This window comes from Amycolatopsis taiwanensis DSM 45107, from assembly GCF_000519205.1.
GTDB lineage: Bacteria > Actinomycetota > Actinomycetes > Mycobacteriales > Pseudonocardiaceae > Amycolatopsis_E > Amycolatopsis_E taiwanensis.
Map to the genome: position 1 here is coordinate 90600 of NZ_JAFB01000003.1, position 20359 is coordinate 110958.

Below are 20359 nucleotides of genomic sequence, written 5' to 3' on the forward strand. Positions count from 1 at the left end.
TAGTGGACGAGCCGCAGAAGGTAGCCTTCAGCAACTCGCCAGCCAGCGGATCGGGGCAGCGGGCAGCGGCTGGAGCCTGGTCATCGGACGGGTCCGTGTTTGGTCACCGGCCCAGCGCCCACGACAGTGCTTCGTCGGCGCCGCTGAAGAAGTCGCGGCCGTGGAACTTGTAGCCGCCGAGATAGACGCGGCCGGTGACCATGTGGTGTTCGGCATCGGCCTGCTCGGGCGTCGGCCAGCGGTCCCTGCGCCACTCGGTGCGGGTACCCGGGGTAAACTCGGCCAGTCCCTGGGTCCAGGCCAAGGCATGGTGCTGGCCACGGATGTAGCCGCTGTCGCCAAGCTTGCGCAACTCCTCGGCCCGCTGCATGACCTCGTCCGCGGTGCGCAACGTCGGATCCGGGTGCGCGATGCCCATCGCTTGGACAACGGCCAGTGTGTCAGCTTGGGTGTGTTCGACGATCTCCAGAGCGATGCAGCCCGGCCAGGGGTAGGGCTTGAGGGCACCGGTCAGCCAGATCTCCGGCGCGTCGGAGGTGGAGCCGTTGCGCCAAAGCTGAGCGTAGAAGCTGCCGGTGCCCTCGTCCCAGCCCCAGATGCTCTGGTGTTCCCAGCCGGGCAAATCGACCGCGTCGTGCAGTTGGTAGCCGCCCATTTGGACAGCAGCTCCATGACTGCGGGCAGGTTGTCGACCTTCAAGTATGGGGATCCGCGGAGTGTGGTGTTGATCAGATCCCATTCGGGCGGCCCAATCGCGCATCGTTCCAGGTCCAGCCACACCACATGGCCGTCGGCGGTAGCCGCGACGTTGCCTACCCAAGCATCGCCGTGGATCACACAATGGGGTCTGCCGGTGGGCAGTTCGGCGTAGCGGGCCCGGAGATCAGTGAGGCGCCTGTGTAACCAGGTGCGATTGTCGTCGGACAGGGTGGTGGCAGCCTCGACGCGGTCGGCCAGCCGCACAAACGGCGCCAACGGGGCCAAACTGAGCTCGGTCGGGATGGGCAGGCTGTGCAGCCGGCGCACTGCCCGGCTACCCGGCCGTGGGGCTGCTGCGCTGCACCGACGAGACATCGAGCCCGGCGGACCCGCGTCCGGCGGCGCCCGAACCGGCCTGGGCCGGCCTTGTCGAGCCGGACCGGTGTTGGCGCCTCCCCGTCGCGCCGTCCGCGCTGCTGACCCCACCATACGACGCGACCGTCGCGCGGTGGCTGACCGAGACCGCGACCGTCGCCGATCTCGCTGATCTGGAGGCCGGCCAATGACCACGCACTCGAACGACACGGCCGAGGCGGCCGCCACCTCGACGCGGATGGCCTCGCTGGCCTGGCTGGCCGACCTGGTGGCGTCCGGGCCGCGTGGGCTGCTGGCCCGCCAGGCGCTGACCAGTTCGGTCGGCATCTTCCTCTCCCTGTCGGTGACCGCGCTCTACCTGGTCGGGCCCGGTGGGCTGGGCAGCGGTGTCGCCGCGGCCTCCCTCACCGCGGCGTCGGCGGCCAGCGTGGCCGTGACCGTTCCGGTCGGCCGGCTGGTCCATCGGCTCGGAGCACGGCGGTTCACGCTGCTGTCCACCTACGTGCGCGCGGTGGTGTTGCTGACAGTGCCGCTCGCCCAGCCGCACTGGGCACTGGTGGCCAACGTCATCGCGATCGGCGTCGCGGAGACGGCCGCGTTCGGCGTCTACCAGATCATCATCGCGCAAACCCTCGGCGAGGCGGCGCGGACCAAGGCGCTCGCCGCCCGCCGCTCGACGCTCAACCTCGGCTTCAGCGTGGCCGCCGGGCTCACCGCGGTCGTCGTCGGCATCGGGACGCCCGTGGCGTACCTGGCCGCCTTCCTGTTCAGCGGTGGCCTGCTGCTGGCCAGCGCCTGGTTCATCCACGCCCTGCCGAGTGGCCCAGCAGACCGGCCGGACACCGAGGAGCCGGAGGTCAAGGTGTCGCCGCGGTCGGTCCTGCATGATCCGCGCTACCTCACGCTGATCCTGGTCGCGAGTTTCTTCGCGACGAGCCTGAGTCTGCTGACGGTCGGCGTGCCCCTGTGGGTCGTCGCGCACACCCACGCGCCGCACGCGATCGTCGGCCTTCTCATGGGCACCAACACCGTGCTCGTCATGATCTTCCAGGTGCGTCTCGCGTCCAGGGCCGAGACGCTGAAGGGTGCCCGGCGTGCGGTGGCGTTCGGCGGATTCGGATTCGCCATCGCGGCCGCGGTCTATGCGGTGGCGGGCCGGTCACCAACACTGGTGACCGGCCCTTGTGCATCACATGCCCTCCGGGTCATCCCGGCTCGGGACGCGTACGCCCAGGCTTGCGCGGTCCTCGACCCGACGCTGGAGGATCGCCCCCTGACCGCCGACATCGCGGCCGGGGTCGAACTCCTCGACAGCTTGTCCAGGATTTGAGCCCGCAGGAGTGCGCACGGGCACGGGAACCGCAACCGCACCGGTGGCGATCTCGGTGATGCTGCCGACGGTCGAGCGCGGGTTACGGCTGGGTATGTGCTGCCGCACCGCGATCGCGGGCCCCAGCCCGGTGATCGCGGTGACCGCGCGCCGGTAACCGGCGCATCCGGGCGTGCCACCCACCGAAGCGAAATACGGCACACTACTGTATCGTAATGGCCGTGGACAAAAACGTGAACCACCGGTCGCCCGGGCGCCCACGAAGCGAGCGGGCGGATGATGCGATCCTCGCTGCCGCGATCAACCTCCTGATCGACCGCGGCGTCGGCGAGACGAGCATCGAGAAAGTGGCTCAACAGGCCGGTGTCACCAGAGCGACCGTCTACCGGAGATTCGCGGACAAGACGGAGCTGCTGGTCCGAGCGATCGGGTGGGAGTACCGCGACCAGGAACCCGGACTCCTGGAGTGGGCCGACATCGACAGCATGCTCACCGACTGGGGCGACTACCTCAGCCAAACCCGGCACCGCCGATTGCTGCGCCGCCTGTACGGTTCCGTCGACGACTACCCGGAATTGCTCCAGAGCTACGGCAAAGCCAGCGGGGAGCAGCGAACACGGGCCGTCCACACTGTCCTGCAACGCGCCGTCGATAAAGGACAATTCCCAGCCGACAGCGACGTGGACATCATTCTGCAGATGCTCAGCGGAGCGATCCTGTACCACCTCGGCACCTATCCGGACAACGTCAGTGCCGACGACATCAAGGCTTATCTCGCCGCGCTGCTTCGGCAGGCGGGCCATCAGCCTGCCCAGTCACGCCCGAGTAAACCGGCCAAGTCCCCGGCGCGCAAGACGCGAGGACACCAGACCGCAGCACGCTCCACGCCAAGCTAGACATACGCGATGTGGGCCCACGATGGCTTCGTCGTTGCCATGTTAAGATACAGCTCTGTTCTGTATTTAATCTCTTCTGCACTCCGCCAAGGAGCTTCGCGATGACAGACCTTTCCGCGCCAGAGTTTCCGATCTCGCGTGACAACCCCTTCGATCCACCCGCCGAACTCGGCCGTCGCCGCGAAGAGGACCCGCTCAGCCGGATGACCTATCCCGACGGTCACGTGGGTTGGCTGGTAACCAGCTACGACACGGCGCGCGCGGTGCTGGCCGATGCTCGTTTCAGCTCCCGTGGCGAACTCAAGCGGGCCCCGCTCGCCCAAGGGAACACCGCGGAGCAGACCCAACCCGCGCCACCGGGTTTCTTCGTTTCGAACGACCCGCCGGAGCACACCCGCTACCGGCACCTGCTCACCGGCCAGTTCACCGTTCGCCGGATGCGTGAACTCACCTCGCGTATCGAAGAGATCACGGCCCACCAACTCGATTTCCTGGCCGAACGGGGACCGGGGGCGGACCTGGTGCAGGATTTCGGACTGCCGATCCCGTCGCTGGTGATCTGCGAGTTGCTCGGGGTGCCCTACGCCGACCGCGAGGACTTCCAGCGTCATTCGGCGGAGCTGGTGCGGGTGGGCAACTCCCCGGAGGACAGGATCGCCGCCTACCTGGGCCTGCGCGACTACATGCAAGAATTGGTGCTGGACAAACGCGCCGCCCCGCAGGAAGATGTCCTCAGTGGACTGACCGGCAGCGACCTCACAGATGAGGAACTCGCCAACATCGGCTTCATGTTGCTCGGAGCCGGGCACGACACCACGGCCAACATGCTCGCGTTGGGCACCTTCGCGTTGCTGCACCAACCCGACCAGTTGGACTTGCTGAAGACCGGTTCGGTCGGGGTCGCGCAGGTGGTCGAGGAGCTGTTGCGCTACCTGAGCATCGTGCCCTTCACGGTTCGGACCGCGCTGACCGACATCGAGCTGAATGGGCACCTGGTCAAGGCCGGTGAATCGGTGACGGTCTCGATCCAGGCCGCCAACCGTGATCCACGGCGGTTCGACCGTCCCGATGTTCTTGACCTACATCGTACAGCGACTGGTCAGATGGCCTTCGGCCACGGTATCCACCAGTGTCTGGGACAGCAGCTGGCGCGGATCGAGATGCAGGTCGCTTTCCCGGCGTTGTTCAACCGGTTCCCGACCTTGCGCCTCGACATCGCTTTCGAAGACGTTCCGCTGCGCAGCGACATGCTCATCTACGGCGTGCATCGGCTCCCGGTCACCTGGTAAGCGAAGGAGGCAGGCAATGGTCACCATCTCCGACGCCTGGGGAATCGGCCAGGCGCAGTTCTGGTTACGCGGAAAGCAACCGGACCAGCCGGTGTGCTTCGACGTGGCGGCCGGGGTGTGGAATGTCTACGGCTTCCCGGAAACACTCGCTGTGCTCTCCGACCCGAAGACGTTCTCCTCCGATACCGCACGCGTGGTGCCCGAGCAGTTCCACCTGCTCGCCGACGGCAACCTCGGAGAGCTGGATCCGCCCCGGCACACCAAGCTCCGCAAGCTGGTCAGCCACACGTTCACTCCCAAAGTGGTCGCCGGCCTCGAACCACGAATCGCCGCGCTGACCCATGAACTGCTCGACGCGGTGGCCGGCCGACCCCGGATAGAGCTGGTGGCCGACCTGGCCTACCCGTTGCCGGTCACGGTCATCGCGGACCTGCTGGGAGTGCCCGCCAGCGATCGCCACCTGTTCAAGGAATCGGTGGACAAGATGGTCGGGTCCTCCGGCCAGTTCTCCCTCGTCCACCACAGCGAGGAGCAGGATTCCGCGCTGCGGACGACGAAGGAACAGATCGAGAACATCGCCGGCTACCTCCGGGATCACGTCGCACACCGCCGGCAACGACCACGCACCGACCTGCTCACGCAACTGGTGGAGGCCGAAGTGGACGGTGAACGGCTCAGTGATGCGGAGGTGGTGAACTTCGCGATCATCCTGTTGTTCGCCGGACACATCACCACCACCATGCTGCTGGGCAACACCGTGCTGTGCCTGGACGCGCATCCGGAACAGTTCGCCAAAGCCCGCGCCGACCGGTCGATCGTGCCCGCCGTCGTCGAGGAATCCCTGCGACTGTTCAGCCCGTTCGCCGTCATCAGCCGGGTCACCACCGCGGATGTCTTGCTCGGCGAGCAACACCTACCAGCTGATCAGCTGGTCCGGCTGTGGCTCGCCGCGGCCAACCGCGACCCGAGGCAGTTCGCCGACCCGAACTCCTTCGACCCGACCCGCGACCCCAACCCACATCTCGGCTTCGGCCGCGGAATCCACTTCTGCCTCGGTGCGCCACTGGCGCGGCTGGAAGGCCGCGTGGTGCTGAACATCCTCTTCGATCGCTTTGCCCACTTGCGCTCCGACCCCGATGATCCCCCGCGTTTCATCCCGGCTCCGAGCCTCACCGGCGTTTCGAAGTTCCCGCTACTGACCAGTCCCTAGGAGCAACACCATGGCAACAAAGGTTTGCCTCGTAACCGGAGCGTCTTCCGGCATCGGGCATGCCACCGCGCTCGAGCTGCTGCGCGCCGGCCACGTCGTGTACGGCGCCGCGCGACGGGTATCCAAAATGGAGCCCCTCCGGGCGGCCGGCGGCCAGGTGGTCGAGCTGGACGTCACCAAAGAAGCCGACGTCAACGAGGTCGTGCGGGTAATTCTCGCCGAGCAAGGTCGGATCGATGTCCTGGTGAACAACGCCGGTGCCGGGCTCCACGGCTCGGTCGAGGAAGTCGGCCTCGACAAGGCACGTTCCCTGTTCGACGTCAACGTGTTCGGACCGGCGCGACTGACCCAACTCGTCCTGCCACACCTGCGGAAGCAGGGATCAGGCACCGTCGTCAACGTCTCCTCCATCGCCGGAGAGATCGCACTTCCGCTCGGCGCCTGGTACTACGCGTCCAAACACGCGCTCGAAGCGTATTCCGACACACTCCGCCAGGAACTGTCGCCTTTCGGCATCAATGTCGTACTCATTCAGCCTGGCATCATCAAAACCGAATTCGAGCACGGAACCTCCGACGAACTTCGCGAGGTCTCGGGGAAGGGCGCGTACCACAACGTTGCCGAAGCGATGGCGAAACAAGCCGAGTCGCAGGGCGACAAGGGATCTTCCGCTGTCGTGGTCGCGCGGGCCATCCGGAAGGCCGTCGAGTCATCTTCGCCGAAACCACGTTATGCGGTGGGCTATCTCGCGAAGACCATCCTGTGGATGAACCGGCTCCTACCGGACCGAATCTACGACAAGGTCATGACCGGCCGCCTCAACTAGAGACCGCGCCAAGAAACCCAGCGTAGTGCCCCGTCCACCTACTGTCGGGGCAGTTCGGTGCATCGATTCCCGGCCACGGGACGTATACCTCGTGGCAGACCCTTGCTCAGATTGGAGCACGCATCATGAATGTCGTCGTTGACCAGGACAAGTGCGTCGGCGCGGGCCAGTGCGTACTGGCCGCGTCGGATATCTTCGACCAACGGGAGGAGGACGGTATCGTTGTCCTACTCGACCCCAGTCCCAGCGCCGATAAGCGGCCCGCAGTCCGCGAAGCCGCCTTGTTGTGTCCCGCAGCGGCCATTCGTCTGCGGGAGAGCGAGTGACGCTCCCCTCTGACGTCCTGGTCATCGGAGCCTCAGTCGGTGGGCTCACCGTGGCCGAGGCACTGCGCGCGCGGGGCTATTCCGGCCGGATCCGCTTGATCGGTGAAGAGTCTCACGCGCCCTACGACCGCCCGCCGCTGTCAAAGGAGATCCTGGCCGGAACGTGGCGCCCCGCACGCGCCTTCCTGCGCGATCGTGAACAGCTTGACAAGCTCGATACCGACTTTGTTCTCGGCCGCCGCGCCGTGCGACTCGACGCGGGGCAGCAGAACGTAGAGCTTGACGACGGCAGCGCGGTCTCCTACTCGGCGCTTGTCGTGGCGACCGGTCTGATCTCGCGCCGGCTGCCATTCGGACACGACCTGACCGGTGTCCACAGCCTTCGCACCATGGACGATGCGCTCGCGCTGCGCGCGGGCCTGCAAACGGCGCGGCGGGTCGCGGTCATCGGTGCAGGCGTCCTTGGGTGCGAGATCGCAGCGACCGCACGCACCTTGGGGCTGCAGGTCACCCTCATCGACGCCGCGCCCGGTGTCATGGTCGGTCAACTCGGAGATGAGCTCAGTGCCATCATGGCCAAGCTCCACGAAAGTCACGGTGTGGACGTGCGCATCGGTGTGGGGGTAGCGGCCATGACCGGTGTGGACGGACACGTCGATGGCGTCGACCTGATCGACGGGACGCGCGTCGCGGCCGATCTGGTCGTGGTCGCCACCGGGTCCGTCCCAGCCACCGAATGGCTGGCCGGCAGCGGCTTGTCCCTGGGCGACGGCGTCGAATGCGACTCCCACTGCCGGGCTGCGCCGGGAATTCACGCCGTCGGCGACGTTGCCCGCTGGCATCACGAGGTGCTCGGCGAGAGCATCCGCCTGGAGAACCGCAGCAACGCCACCCAGCAAGCGAACGCAGTTGCCGCCGACATCCTCGGCACCGGCGCCGCATACACCCCGATCCCCTACTTCTGGACCGACCAATACGACGTCAAACTCCAGATCCACGGAATCATCCCGCCCGGTGCACAGCTTCGCACGATCGGTGGCGAACTGGGCACCGGGCGGTTCACCGCTCTCGCGGTGCTGGACGGCGTACCAACCGCAGCGATCGGCTGGAACCACCCACGCGGCGTCCTCGCCGCCCGACGTCACCTCGGCGCCCCTCAGCGCCCGTCGCCCACCAGGACCTGAGGTTCCAGCAGGCAGCGCATCCCGTCACATCGTTGACTTGCTCGTACCGCTGCCACCGCAGTTTTGCGACGGCGCCGACTGCTGTGGCAGCGGTTTCTGCACGACACCAAGCCACCAATTACGGCACGTCATCATCTCCAGGCCACGAGCAACCCTGGTGCATGCCCGCGCTTGGATACCAGACGTAACAAAAGTGTGCCGCCCCCACGGTCTCCTGGGGGCGGCACACTCGTCGATGCAACTGGAGGTCCAGAGCCCGCGGCGCTCGGCGGCCATCGCCGGCGCCGCATCGAACCGGCCTTCGGTGACCCGTTGCGGATGGGCAGGTTGCTCGCACGCCCGCTTCCGGTGACGGGACAGACGCCATCGGACAGCGGCGGATCAGGGCTCCGGCAGCAACTCCACGTACCCTTCGGTTCCGTTCACCCGGATCAGTTGGCCGTCCCGGATTCGTTTGGTGGCGTCTTGGACGCCGACGACCGACGGAAGCCCGTATTCCCGCGCGATTACGGCGCCGTGGGTCATTACTCCGCCAACCTCCATCACCACGCCGCTCACCGAGACGAACAGCGCTGACCAACTGGGGTCGGTGAAAACGGCGACGAGAATATCGCCCTCCTGCACGTCGGCGTTCGCCAAGTCCAGCACCACCCGAGCACGGCCCTCGACGACACCCGCCGACACCGCGACACCCGCGAGGGCGCCTTCCGGCACGTCTCCGGCGTCGTACTCGCCGGAGAATATCTCCCCCTCCGAGGTGATCACCCGCGGCGGCGTCAGATTCTGGTACACCTCGAAGTCGTTTTGCCGCTCGGTGATGACGGAGTAGTCCAACTGTCCGGTCCGCACGACTTCCCGATACTCCTCCAGGGACAGGAAGTACACGTCCTCCGGGACCTTGATCAGGCCACGGTCGACCAGTTTTCCGGCCTCGGCCATCAGCGCCTGCTTGTAAAGCCCGTACCGCTGCAAGCACGCGTGCTTTGAGTATTCTCGATAGCCGATGAAGTGCCGCAACAGATTTATGCGTTTCTCCGCGCTCTTCGCTTTGTGCTTTCCGCCTGGCAGGCTTTTCAGTCGGGCGAGCAGATCAGCCTTCGCCCGTTCGGCGTCGGCGCGGCCCTTCTCCACCCTGGCCCGGCTCGCGCCCGGCGGGAAATTATTGATATTACCGAGAATGAGCGGCACGAGCAGCGTGGGGTCCTCGCTCCACCGCGTCCTGGTGAAGTCGATATCCCCCGAGCAGTGCATGCCGTACTTACGCAAGTATTCCTTGATGGCACTGGAGACGTCGTCACCACCCGCCAGCTGTGCCAACCCAAGGAAGAACGTGTCCCGTTCAGCGGTAGCGAGGTATTCCACGACATCCGGGTACTGCCGGGCCACATCGGCGACATCAAGTAGGTCCAGACCCATCGCGGCGACCACATTGTGGTCGGCCGACTGAGCGAGGACGTCGGCGGCGTTCTTCTCCCCCAGCCAGGATTTCAGGTGCTTGTTGATCCAGTTCGCGGACTGGATTCCCACGAACGCCGCGGCCACGCTCCGCGGTTCGAACATGATGTCGGTGAGTTCACGGTGGTCCTCGATGATGAAATCGAACAGCTCTTCCCCGGACTTGGTCGCGATGTCCCGCTCGAGCTTTTCGATCGACCTCTCGTTCTGCGCGATGAGCTCTGGAACCACGCCGGGGTCGTCGTCCCTGGACAGTGCCAGGTACTGGCGTGCCATCGGCAACGGCCCACCTTTGCCGAAGTTCATCACCGATGCCTTGCCGCGCGCGAGGCCCCGGGCGAACTCCTTGTGCTCCAACACCTCGCGCAGGGCATTGGCCGTCAGGACGTCGACCTGCCCCAAGCTCTTGAGCGTGATCGCCCTGGCCATCGGCGAGGTAAGCTCATGGGACATGTCCTTGTAGAAACGTCCGCCGGCGATGTTCATCGCCGGACGTCCCAGCTTTTCGTCCAGCAACTGGAAGAACGACAGTCCGAGAGGCTTGAACGCGTCGGTCATCATTTGCCGATGGCCGTAGGACATGTACACGTGGTTCTTGTCATCGGAGGCGGGCGGAACGGGATACAGCGTGGTGATCGGGCGGCTCTGCAGGACGTAGTACCTGCCCTCGGACAGACCCCACTCGATGTCCTGAGGACGGCCGAAGTGGGACTCGATCCGACGGCCCAGCTGCTCCAGCTCCAGGATCTGCTCATCGCTCAAGGCTTGCGCGGTCTGCCGCTCCGGCGCGATCGGCAGCTCGTCGATCGTGCCATCCGGTGCCGCACGCAGTTCCATGGTTTGCGCGCGGACCTTCTTGTCCACGATCACTCCGGCCCGGGCACGGTAGGTGTCGGCGTTGACCACGCCGGAAACGAACGCCTCGCCCAACCCGAAACCCGCGTCGATCGAAACCACCTTGCGGTTGCCCGTGATCGGGTCCGCGGTGAACATGATGCCCGCCGCTTCGGGGAAAACCATGCGTTGGACGACCACCGAGAGCTGGACTGCCCGGTGGTCGAAACCGAACTGGATACGGTAGGCCACCGCACGGTCGGTGAACAGCGATGCCCAGCACCGCCGGACATTGTGGACAATCTCGGCCGGCCCTCGGATGTTCAGGTAGGTGTCCTGCTGCCCCGCGAAGGAACTCGACGGCAGATCCTCGGCCGTGGCACTCGACCGCACGGCGCACGGCACGTCCTCGCCGATAAAGCCGAGATGTTCGATGATGGCACGCTCGATTTCGCCTGGGATGACCAGGTTTTCGATGGCCGCACGGAGTCGTGCGGCAGCCTCGGCGATCCCGTCCCGGTCGTCCGCCCGCAGACCCGAGAGCCCGTCGATGAGCCGACTGACCGCATCATCCCCTGTCACCACCGCGCGATATGCCGCTGTGGTGACACAGAAACCGCCGGGCACCCGGACACCGTCGATCCGGTGCAACTCACCGAGGTTGGCCCCCTTCCCGCCCACCAAGGGGAGCTGTGTCTTGTCGATTCCGTCAAAACCGAGCACGTAGGCACTCATGGTTCGATCCTGTCCCTTTTCCGCACCCCGGCGGTCCACCCCCACCTCGATGCGATCCGTCCGAGCCTGAACACAACAATACAGTACAGTACTGTATTGTCGCTTGCTCGGTTATCGGGGTCATGACCGCGTCGTACTGCGCCAGGTGCTGGCGCATCGCGGGCTTGTCGTAGCTGCCGCTCCTGTCCCCGGCGACGCCGCGCAGCATGACCTCCGGGGTGGGTAGTCGAGAAAGGGGATGAACTCAGGCCAGGCCCTGCGCCAGACGTCGATAGCGCCGGGGTATTGCGCGCCGAACTGTGTGTCGAATGCGGCGAGACCCACCGTCCGTGCGTCTTCCCTGTGGGGGCCGAGGCGGAGCCGAACGTGCATGGCCGCCGGGCCGGGAGAGCGCACTTTCGGGGTCAGCACCAGCCGTGCCTGCTGAGTTCGCTCCGATACTGCTGGCGTAGCTCTTGATCTGCTCCGCACAGCGGCCCAGCCCAGTCGCCTTCGACAGCCTCCACACCGCGCCTGGGGACGTCGACTGACCCCACACCCCACGTGTCCGGAGAACGGGGGAACCTCAGTTCGGCGGGAGGCGTGGCTGCGCGGCGGGTTGGTGCTGGCGGGCGTGTGGGGACTGGCCGGGGTCATGTGGCATGCTCTGGTCGAGGTGACGCGCGAGGTCGTGCCCCTCCCGATCCGGTGGCCAACGCCCGGGTGCGAGCCAGGCACCGTCGCTGCCATTCGTGGCGTTCCGTCGCCTCGGCAGGGCAGCTGAGCCCCGGCCACGCCGGATGGCTAGTCGACCGCCTGGGGCCGCTTCCGACCCGAAGGTGCGTGGGCCGGTGTTCAGCGATCCTCGCAGTCTGGACCGACCGTCTTCGCGGTGAACGGTCGGTGACGGACTGGAAGATTGGTAGCACGGACGCCAGGCCCGTAGCGGTGAGCACCAGGAAGGCCGGCCGGTCGACATCTACCGGCGACTCGGCCTCCGGCTCACCTACCAGCCCGGAAAACGAACTGTGCGGGCCGAGACGAATCTCGACCCGCACAGTTGGGGTTATGGTGCGTGTCCGAGACGGAGTTGCACGCTAACTACACGACTGCGGCTGCCATAAGTGGTCAGCTCAGTGCGGTGCCGCGGCGTCCAGGTCACTGAGCAGGTCTTCGGCCGCGTGCTCTTCGGCGAGTGACTCGCCGTGCTCGCGGATAGTTCTGGCCAGGTTGTCGTCCCATGGCGCCTCGGTGAGCCTGCCGGGCGCGGGGCCCGGGACTTCCTCCCGCAGGCCGTGCAAGAAATCGACCGTGTTCATGCGCCACGGACGTGCATGGGTTTTCTCCATGACGTACGCGGCGATCCGCAGGCCCTCGCCGTCGAAGTCCCCGTGATAGCGCAGGTCCGATCCGAGGTCGGCGAAACCGCGCAGCAGCATCATGACGGCCGTGTTCGGCCAGCCCGACGTGCACACGAGGGGCGGGCACGTGGCCTCGAAGCGGTTGACGGCCATCGCCAGGATGCTGGGGTTTTCGACGATCCACACCTGGCCGGGCGCGGACTCCCAGACGGACGCGCGTAGCTGTGCCAGCGTCAACGCTGCGACGTGGCCGGCGTCGGCGCAGGCCCGGGCGATGTCGCAGGCGATGCCTCGTCCGGCAACCCGCAGCCCGGCGGCCAGTACCATGCTGGACAGCTCGTCGGCGGCGACTCCCGCGCGTTCCCACAACATCCGCCTGTCGTACGCCGTCGCGGGCACGCTCGCATCGAAGATCTCCGCGAGTGCCCGTAACACGAGGTTGCCGAGACGGGTGCCCTCGTCCAGCGCGTGCGGAGCACCGGTGGTCTCACCGGCCAGTGCCGGCAGCGGCTGTCCTTCGGCGGGAAGACGGCTCAGCACGGCCAAAGCAGTAGAAAGGATCTCGCGTGTCCGCGCCACCGACCCCTCGACGACGCCGGTGCGCCGGACCTGCCGAGCCCACGCACGCAACGCGGGCTGACGCTGAACCTCCGGATGATTTTCCAGCCACGACCAGAGCGCGGCACGGTCGGCTTCGATCCGTTCGCGTTCCGCCGCGCGATCACCGATCGGTCCGACGACCGCGGTGAGCACGCACGGCAGATCCGTGCCCGCCTCGGCCAGCGCCGAGTGCAACTTAGACAGTGGGATCACGTACTCCCTGCCGGGCAAGCGGTCCAGGCCGAGCAGGTCCGCGACCGCGGATTGCTGTGCGTCGTCGAGAGGGCCGATGCGGACCCGGCTGACGGCGCGCCCCGACGACAATCGGTCGTGAACCGACTGCCACATCGGCATCAGCGCGGCCTGCCGCATCACGTCGGGCACGGTCATTCGTCCTCACCGACCCAATCCGTGCCGGTCCAGATGAACCGGGCCGTGGTCACGGCGTCGTCGCCGTCATCGCCGGTGAGTAGATTGTGGATGGCGATGCCCGGAATCTCCCGGTAGCTGCACCACTCGTGGTCCGATGTCAGCATGAGGTCCAGATCAAGGGAAGTCAGCAACTCGAACACCTGGCCCCGGTTGCTCGAGTCGACGCCGACGAACACCTCGTCGAGCAGGATCAGCCGTGGCGCCGTCGGTACGGCCTGGTAATGCGCCGCCACCGCGGCGAACAAGGGCAGGTGCAACGCGATGGCCTTCTCGCCACCGGAAAGCGCTCCGTGCAGCTTCTTCGTGAGCGGTTGCCAGCCCTTGCCATCGGACCGGTCGAGCTTCACGACGAACCGGTGCCAGGCGGTGTAGTCGAACACCTGTGCCAGCTGTTCCTGCCAGCTGGCCGCGGTGTTGTCTTCCTTGGCCTGGTCGACACGTTCGCGGAAGAACCGGTGCAGCGAATTCCGGTCCGCGTCGGACAGCCCAGCCGGATCCTTGAGGAGAAGCTGTCTCGCCTCTTTGGTGCCGGCGGGCAGCTCCTCGTCCACCTGCCAGACCAGCCGAACGGCCACGCGTGACGCGGTGCGTACGCGTTCCAGCCGCGAGTTCATCGCGTCGACGAGTTCGCCCGCCTGCCGGATCCGCTCGGCCAGCTGGCGCCGGGTGTCCCCGGTCAGAGTTCGGTCGAACAGGTCACGTTCGCGTTCGGTGATGTCGTCCCGGCTGGTTTCGGCCTCGACTCGCAGCGTGTCCAGCAGGGTGTGCGTGCTCACCCGGACGCCGTCCAGAATCGCGGTGAGCACCCGGACTTCGTCGTCGCTCAGCTCGAGTTCCGCGCGAGCCCCGAGAACGTCCCGGGTCTCGTAGATCATCTCGTTCAGCCGGTGAAGCGCGTCCTCGACGTTTTTCTGTTCGTGTGGAACGGATGGCCACTTGGCGGCGACGGATTGCGCCGCGCGCAGCGTCGCCGTGACACCGTCCGTTATGGACAGTTCCAGATCCGCCGCGGAATCGTCGGCGAGTGTCCCCGTCGCCAGCGTGCGAAAGCGGCCGGCAGCGGCGTCCCGGGCTTCGACCGCGTCGTCGCGTTTCGCGGCGTCTTGCTGGCGGCGTTCTTTGAGTTGGCCAATGCGTTCCTTGAGTCCGTCCCGGGTGGTGCGCGCCTCGGACTCCTGCTCGCCGAGCCGGCGCCGCAGGTCACGTTGTGCCTGCAGATCCGCCAGAATCTGCCGGTAATCATCGGCGTTGACGGTGCGCTCCACCGCACGGAGCTTCTCGGCCAACGCCTCGGCATCTTGCGCGGCTTGTTCAGCGGCGGCCCTCTCCTCAGCGGCCTCGGCGACCGACCGATCCGCGGTCTCGCGAAGCGTGTTCGCGGTTCGTGTCACGAGAGCCAGCTGCGTGTTCTGGTTGAGCCAGGTGCGCGCGACCTCGCGGAACTGTTCCACGACGGCGCCGAGATCGTCCAGGCCGGTGCGGCTCGTGGGCACGTCGTGCTCGGTGCCGGCGTGATGCAGTTCGAGTTGCGCCCGGCGCGCGTCCTGTTCACGATCGGCCAGCTTCCCGTTCGCGTCGCGTACGGCACGGTCGGTACGGGTCACCTCGTCCACGGCGCGATCGAGCGCTCGTCGCGCTTCCGCCACCGCGGTGTGCGGGGGTATGCGCTTACGTTCGGCGGTCAGCGCCTCCCGGCGCGATTCGAGCAGCGCGATCTGGTCCGTGAGATCGGCGATTTCCCTTGCTATCGCGTCCATTTCCGTGGTCAGCTCGGTGATGCGCCGACGCCGTGCCCGCTCGCGCGCCGCCGCTCCCAGGTAGGCGACCTCGTCCTTGCCCCAGCTGCCGGTGAGGGCGCCGAGCCGCCATCGGCCGTCGGCACTGCAGGCCGCCGGATGCCCGTCCGGCAGCGTGTCCCCGAAGGCGACGGCTGAAAGGAGGCGTTCGACCCGGTGGAGCGGCACCGGCGCGCCGGGCTCGGGACGGAGTATGTCGCGGAGGGATCGTCCCGGTGCGGGATCGACGAGTTCGCCGTCCGCGAAGGAGTCGTGGCCCTCGATCGTGACCCGGCCATCTGACGTCACCCACGCGTCAAGTAGGCCGCTGGCCTCGAGCGCGGCTTCGACGCGAGCCCGCCGCGCTACTGGAAAGTCTTCGGAGAAGTCGACAAGGCGCCAGAACGGCGCGCCCGGCAAGGTTTCGCGATCGGCCGTACGGTGGATCGGTGCGTCGGGAGGCAAATCCACGTCGGAGGAGAGCTTGTCCCGTTGTGTCACCTTGGTTTCACGGCGTTGCGTGGCGTCGTCGCGATGGCCGCGGAGCCGGGTTTCCGCAGCGGTGAGAGCCCGGTCGAGGTGCTCGGCCACGTCGCGGACGTAGTCGAGCAGGGCGGCTTCGGACTCGGCGCGTTCCACGAGTGCCTCCGGCTCCTCGAAAACGAGTTCACGACATTCGGCGGCCCAGCGCAGCAGGGCCTGTTCGTGATCGCGCAGTCTCTCCTGGTATCCGTTGGAAAGGCTGTCCCGTTTTTCGTTCGCTTCCGACAGCTTTCCTCGGGCTTCTTCCAGGATTTCTTCGGCTGCCGTACGTTCCTTGATGGCTTGGTCGTAGAACTCGAGCACGCGGCGCACCGCTTTGATCGCGTTCAGCCGGCTGGTAACCGCGGCCTCGAGAAGTCGGTCGCCGTGGCCACTTCCCGAATCGAGCGCGCCGGCGACTTCGCGGTGTGTGGTGGCGAGCCCGGCACGCCGGGCATGATGCGCCGCGTCCTCGGCCGCCGCGCGTACCTGCTCGGTTCGTTGCTCGACATCGCGACGTGCTTCCTCAGCCTTTCCGCCGTCTTCTTCCGCCCTGGCGGTCTTGTCGGCCGCCTTTCTCGCCAGTGCGTCCGCGTCACGCCCGGCTGCGCCGACAGCTTCGCGAAGTTCGTCGAGCCGCTGCCCGTCCCGATAACCCTCGCTTTGCATGATCCCCTCGATGGCTTGCTGCGCGGCGGTACGACCGCGAATCACCTTCGCCAGCGTGGTTTCGGTGGCCGCCAGGTCTGCCGAGGCCTTCTCGTGTTCCGCTTCCGAGAGCCGGGCAGCGCGCGTCAGATCGTCCATCCGGGTGGTCGCGGAGATCAGCTCGGCGGAACCCTTGCGCAATGCCCGTTGCGCGTAGGTTTTCTGCCGCCCGGCGACTTTCTTGGCCGCGTCGACCTCTCGGTCCAGTGCCGCGAGACGTTCACGGTGCTGGTCCAACCGTTCGAAACCTTCGGCGAGCTCCGCGATGTCCCCCTCGTCCAGCGGGGGCAGGGCGCGGGACAGCAGACTGGACAGCAGGCTGGGGTCGAGTCGTTGGGACAGCTTGGGCGTGCGCAACTGAAGGAGCGCGGTGATCAAGGCTTCGTAGCGTTGTTCGGACAGGCCCGGGAACAGGGTGTGTCGCACGGCCGCCCGGTACTCGGACGGGCTGGGATGCAGGACGCCGTTTGCGCCCAGGGTTTCGGTCAGAGCCGCTCTGGTCAGCGGTTGATCCGTGGTGTTGGTGAGCTCGAAGTCCGTCCCGACACGCAGTGACGTCGTGAAGTAGTCGGCGGTGACGCCCGTGGTTCGCGTCGTGGCCTGAAGGCGGGCACCGCAGGTGAAGGATTCGCCGGGATCGGTGAGGTCGGCGAACTCGAGCCAGACGTAGCCGACGCGGGTCGTACCGGTGGTGCCCTCGCCCATGAGGTTCCAGTGCATCGTGCGCTCGCTGGTGCCGAACGTCGACAACCGGTGCGGGCGCAGGCTCGCGTCGAACAGGAAAGGCAGCAAAAGCTCCAGGGCCTTGGACTTGCCGGTCCCGTTCGGGCCACGTAGCAGCAGCCTGCCATGGTGGAACTCGAAAACTTCGTCGTAGTACCGCCAGACGTTGAGGATGCCGGCGCGCGCCGGCTGCCACCGCGCGGGACTGGTGGTCTCAGCCTCGACGCGATGCGGGAGCTCCGCGATCGTCACGATTTCTCCTCGGTGGTGCGGACTTCGGCCAATGCGTACCGGGTGGCCGCGGGTAGCGTCCGTACTCGCCCGCCGGTCCGTGTCACGAGTTGGAACGAAGTGAGTACGTCCAATGCATCGGAAACGAGCCGGCCGGTGCCGTCATCGCCACGGAATGTCTTGGCCCATCGGGGAAAACGAGCCAGCAGCTCAGCTGCCTCCGTGTGCAGTTGTTCGATGGTGAGACCGAGCGGAACGGCGTTGAGGACGTCCAGCAGCAACAGCGCCGCGACGCTGGCCGTGCTCGTGTCGTCGGGGAACTTCCGGTCGGTGGCCATCGCGTCCGGGTCGACGAGCAGGTAACCTTCGGCGCGTTCTTCGAGGAGGAAACCGGCCTGCTCGGCGGCACGCTGCAGCACCTGCCGGCCCGTGAGCGAAGTGACGTAGGCACGTTGCTCGTCGTTAAGATCGGCGCGGTAGAGGACCGGCTCGTCGAACAGTTTGCGGCAGACCGAATGGCGCAGCCAGAGGTTGCGCTGGACGTCCGAAGCGGATGATTCCCCTTCGCCATAGCGGGTTTCGCGGACGAGCCGCGATATCGCTTCCGGCCATTGGTGTCCGACCGCCTCGGGCGCGAGCCCGAGCTGTGACGGGCCGTTGGGCGCGGACAACAGGCGCACGACGAGGGTCGCGTCGACGCGGTACAGCACTTTCGCCTCGCGTGATTCGACGTACGAGTCGGTGCTGCCGTCGATGGTGTCGACCGCACCGCAGGATTCCAGGAACCGCAACGCGTCCACGTAGGCCATGCGCTCCGTCCTCGACGACGTGTCGAACTGGTCCAGCCACGGATCGGCGGCAGTGGCCTGCCGGACGCGGTCGGCCAGTAGGCCGATGGTGGTGACTGGGCCGGACAACAGCTCCGCAGCGATGACACACAGCAGCGTGTAGCGGCGCCGGTCGAAGGGCAGGCGCCCGGAGCGTGCCCGGCGGGCGGGATGGGTGTGGTCCGGATCGCGGCTGATTTTGGCCAGCCGGACGTAGCCGAGGCGAGGTTCGACGATGAGCCGCCAGCCGCAGTGATATTCGAACCATTTCGTGATCGGCAGATGACGCTTGCGCACGAGATCGAACGCATCCGGTGCGAGTTTTTCGGTGATGAGTGGGGTGGCCAGCAGTATCCGGATCCCTTTGGCGACGTCCTCGCGTTCGGCGAGCACAAGCTGATTCGCCAGGTTGCTCACGCGGTCGCCTCCTCGCGTACGTTCCCGGCACCCGGCGCGGTGATCTTGACGAGATAGTCGGGACCCTGGAAGACACCGCGCGGAGTACGCAATGTCGCCATCGCTGGATCTGGTGGCGGGCTCAAGACTATTTCCACTTTGCCGTCGCTGGTCGTGGCCCGGCGGGCCCCGGACGAATCCGGTGTGGTCGCGAGCGCGCGGCCGAGGAGATCCAGCAGGCGTTCGAAGGTGGCGTGGTCGAGTTCGGCGAACACGGACAGCCGTACTGTGCCGCCGGTGTCGAGCTGCTGCCATGCGCGCCGAAGTTCTGCCCGCTGCGCGCGGGCACGTGCCGCGCGTTCCTGTTTGATCGCGGCGACATCGCGCACCCGCCCGGTTCGCGAGATCTTTTCCGTCCGGCCGGCGGTGCGCAGCAGAGGAGAGACCGGGACCGGCGGCGCGTTGTCCCAAGGTGTCGAGGAGCTGATGAGTTCGGGGTCCGGGTGCGTGAGATGCGCGTGCCGGGCCGAGCCGAGACCGAAGGCCGCCGAGTACAACCGGTGCAGGTCGTCGGTGGTGGGTGCCGCGGCGAACCAGCGTGCGAGTTCCCGGAAGTCCGCGACCGCGCTGCTGGCCCGCAGCCGAGACTCGGAGATCCGGTCCAGCACCTGCAGCAGCGTGACGATTGCGCGCCGGGCGACCCGGTGCAGGTCCGCCGCGCGTGGTGGGGTGGCGTCCGTGGGCAGGAACCAAGCCTGCAGGCCTGCCCACCGGCTGCGACGGTGCGCCAGCCAGTCCGCTTTCGTGTCGTCGCTGGTCGATGGCGGTAGTTCGGCGCCGGCGAGGGCTCGTTCCTGCAGTTGGGCGGTGCCGAGCGCCTCGATGCGCGTGATGCCGGCGGCGATGGCCTCCGTGCGCTGGTCAAGGTTGGTGAGGAACTCTTCGAGGTAGGCGACCGTCGCGGACTTGACCTCGTGGAACGTCGAGTGATCCGCGTTCTCGGCCCGGAGCAGACGCTGGAGTTCGCCATTGAACTGTTTGGTGTTGGTGCGCAGCGCGTCGAGATGGGTCTCCAGCTCGGTCAACGCGGTATAGATCTTGCGGTCGCTGACCTGCGGACCGGTCAGGAGGCGATGTAACTCCGCCAGCCGGTCGGCTATCGCGTCGAGCACCGCAGTCTGGAGCGCGCCGCTGGAAGCCAGCACGGTGAGCGCGTGCTGCACGCCGGCGAAGGCGGCTTCACCGCGTTTCGTCAGGGAATACTGGAGATTGCGTCGCTCGTATTCCTCGGCGGTCCGGTAGTTCTCGGTCTGGCTCTGGATCGCGTCGACCAACCGCCAGTCCCGCAAGCTGCCGAGCGCGCGCATCAGTTCCGCGTCCTCGAGAGCGCCGAACCAGCCCACGGTCCGCAGCCGCTCGTGCAGTCCATCCAGGCTCAGGGACGTCTCGAGGCGCTCGTTGGCCTCTGTGAACGCGTGGAGGATCGCGGTATACAAATCCGCATGCTCGCCGGTGCTGAAGCTGAACAACTGCGCCGGTATACGTTCCATCATCCTCCCCGGGTCTCCGTCCGGATCCCAGGGTAGAGGGTGGTACCGACAGAAATGAGACAGCTCGCTGTGAGGGGATGCGGTCGCGCTGATCTA

The 20359-nt window shown here is 66.7% G+C and carries 15 protein-coding genes and 1 pseudogene; 9 read left to right on the plus strand and 7 right to left on the minus strand.

Annotated features, from left to right (window positions below):
- Window positions 1-103: 103 nt before the first annotated feature.
- Entirely contained in the window at window positions 104-655 is a 552-nt protein-coding gene (locus tag A3CU_RS54240; protein ID WP_043840453.1) for a hypothetical protein, read from the minus strand.
- 77 nt (window positions 656-732) lie between these two features.
- Window positions 733-1074: pseudogene (locus tag A3CU_RS55520) on the minus strand (phosphotransferase family protein); the annotation flags it as partial.
- Between A3CU_RS55520 and A3CU_RS54245 the strand changes: the two are divergent.
- From A3CU_RS54245 to A3CU_RS42900, 9 genes are all read left to right on the plus strand, one after another.
- Entirely contained in the window at window positions 1044-1265 is a 222-nt protein-coding gene (locus tag A3CU_RS54245) for a hypothetical protein (RefSeq protein ID WP_027940593.1), read from the plus strand. The pseudogene A3CU_RS55520 and the gene A3CU_RS54245 overlap by 31 nt on opposite strands.
- Window positions 1262-2404: an MFS transporter gene (locus A3CU_RS0100445; RefSeq protein WP_027940594.1), complete on the plus strand. Its 1143-nt coding sequence runs from the start codon at window positions 1262-1264 to the stop codon at window positions 2402-2404. The genes A3CU_RS54245 and A3CU_RS0100445 overlap by 4 nt, the downstream gene beginning before the upstream one ends.
- A 10-nt stretch (window positions 2405-2414) precedes the next feature.
- Window positions 2415-2561, plus strand: a complete 147-nt coding sequence (locus tag A3CU_RS52095; protein ID WP_156960177.1) for a hypothetical protein — start codon at window positions 2415-2417, stop codon at window positions 2559-2561.
- 58 nt (window positions 2562-2619) lie between these two features.
- Window positions 2620-3300 carry a TetR/AcrR family transcriptional regulator gene (locus A3CU_RS42895; RefSeq protein WP_052371342.1) on the plus strand — a complete coding sequence of 227 codons (681 nt, stop codon included), beginning with the start codon at window positions 2620-2622 and terminating at the stop codon, window positions 3298-3300.
- 101 nt (window positions 3301-3401) lie between these two features.
- Window positions 3402-4589 carry a cytochrome P450 gene (locus A3CU_RS0100460; protein WP_027940595.1) on the plus strand — a complete coding sequence of 396 codons (1188 nt, stop codon included), beginning with the start codon at window positions 3402-3404 and terminating at the stop codon, window positions 4587-4589.
- A gap of 16 nt (window positions 4590-4605) precedes the next feature.
- The gene (locus A3CU_RS0100465) at window positions 4606-5799 is read left to right on the plus strand and encodes a cytochrome P450 (protein ID WP_027940596.1); all 1194 of its coding nucleotides are present in this window, start codon (window positions 4606-4608) and stop codon (window positions 5797-5799) included.
- Window positions 5800-5809: 10 nt separating this feature from the next.
- Window positions 5810-6625 (plus strand): oxidoreductase, encoded by an 816-nt coding sequence (locus tag A3CU_RS0100470; protein WP_027940597.1) that lies wholly within the window; start codon window positions 5810-5812, stop codon window positions 6623-6625.
- 125 nt (window positions 6626-6750) lie between these two features.
- Window positions 6751-6951: a ferredoxin gene (locus A3CU_RS0100475; RefSeq protein ID WP_027940598.1), complete on the plus strand. Its 201-nt coding sequence runs from the start codon at window positions 6751-6753 to the stop codon at window positions 6949-6951.
- Entirely contained in the window at window positions 6948-8135 is a 1188-nt protein-coding gene (locus tag A3CU_RS42900; protein WP_043840454.1) for an NAD(P)/FAD-dependent oxidoreductase, read from the plus strand. The genes A3CU_RS0100475 and A3CU_RS42900 overlap by 4 nt, the downstream gene beginning before the upstream one ends.
- Window positions 8136-8516: 381 nt before the next feature.
- On the opposite strand, the gene rph is transcribed toward A3CU_RS42900, so the two are convergent.
- From rph to A3CU_RS0100505, 5 genes are all read right to left on the minus strand, one after another.
- Window positions 8517-11159, minus strand: a complete 2643-nt coding sequence (gene rph / locus A3CU_RS0100485; protein ID WP_027940599.1) for a rifamycin-inactivating phosphotransferase — start codon at window positions 11157-11159, stop codon at window positions 8517-8519.
- A 1112-nt stretch (window positions 11160-12271) separates the two neighbouring features.
- Window positions 12272-13489 (minus strand): TIGR02679 family protein, encoded by a 1218-nt coding sequence (locus tag A3CU_RS0100490; protein ID WP_027940600.1) that lies wholly within the window; start codon window positions 13487-13489, stop codon window positions 12272-12274.
- Window positions 13486-17511 (minus strand): TIGR02680 family protein, encoded by a 4026-nt coding sequence (locus A3CU_RS0100495; RefSeq protein WP_027940601.1) that lies wholly within the window; start codon window positions 17509-17511, stop codon window positions 13486-13488. Before A3CU_RS0100495 ends, A3CU_RS0100490 begins: the two co-directional genes overlap by 4 nt.
- On the minus strand, window positions 17508-18734 hold the full coding sequence (locus tag A3CU_RS0100500; RefSeq protein ID WP_027940602.1) for a TIGR02678 family protein: 1227 nt from the start codon (window positions 18732-18734) through the stop codon (window positions 17508-17510). The genes A3CU_RS0100495 and A3CU_RS0100500 overlap by 4 nt, the downstream gene beginning before the upstream one ends.
- Window positions 18731-20263 carry a TIGR02677 family protein gene (locus A3CU_RS0100505; RefSeq protein ID WP_027940603.1) on the minus strand — a complete coding sequence of 511 codons (1533 nt, stop codon included), beginning with the start codon at window positions 20261-20263 and terminating at the stop codon, window positions 18731-18733. Before A3CU_RS0100505 ends, A3CU_RS0100500 begins: the two co-directional genes overlap by 4 nt.
- Between the last annotated feature and the right edge of the window lie 96 nt (window positions 20264-20359).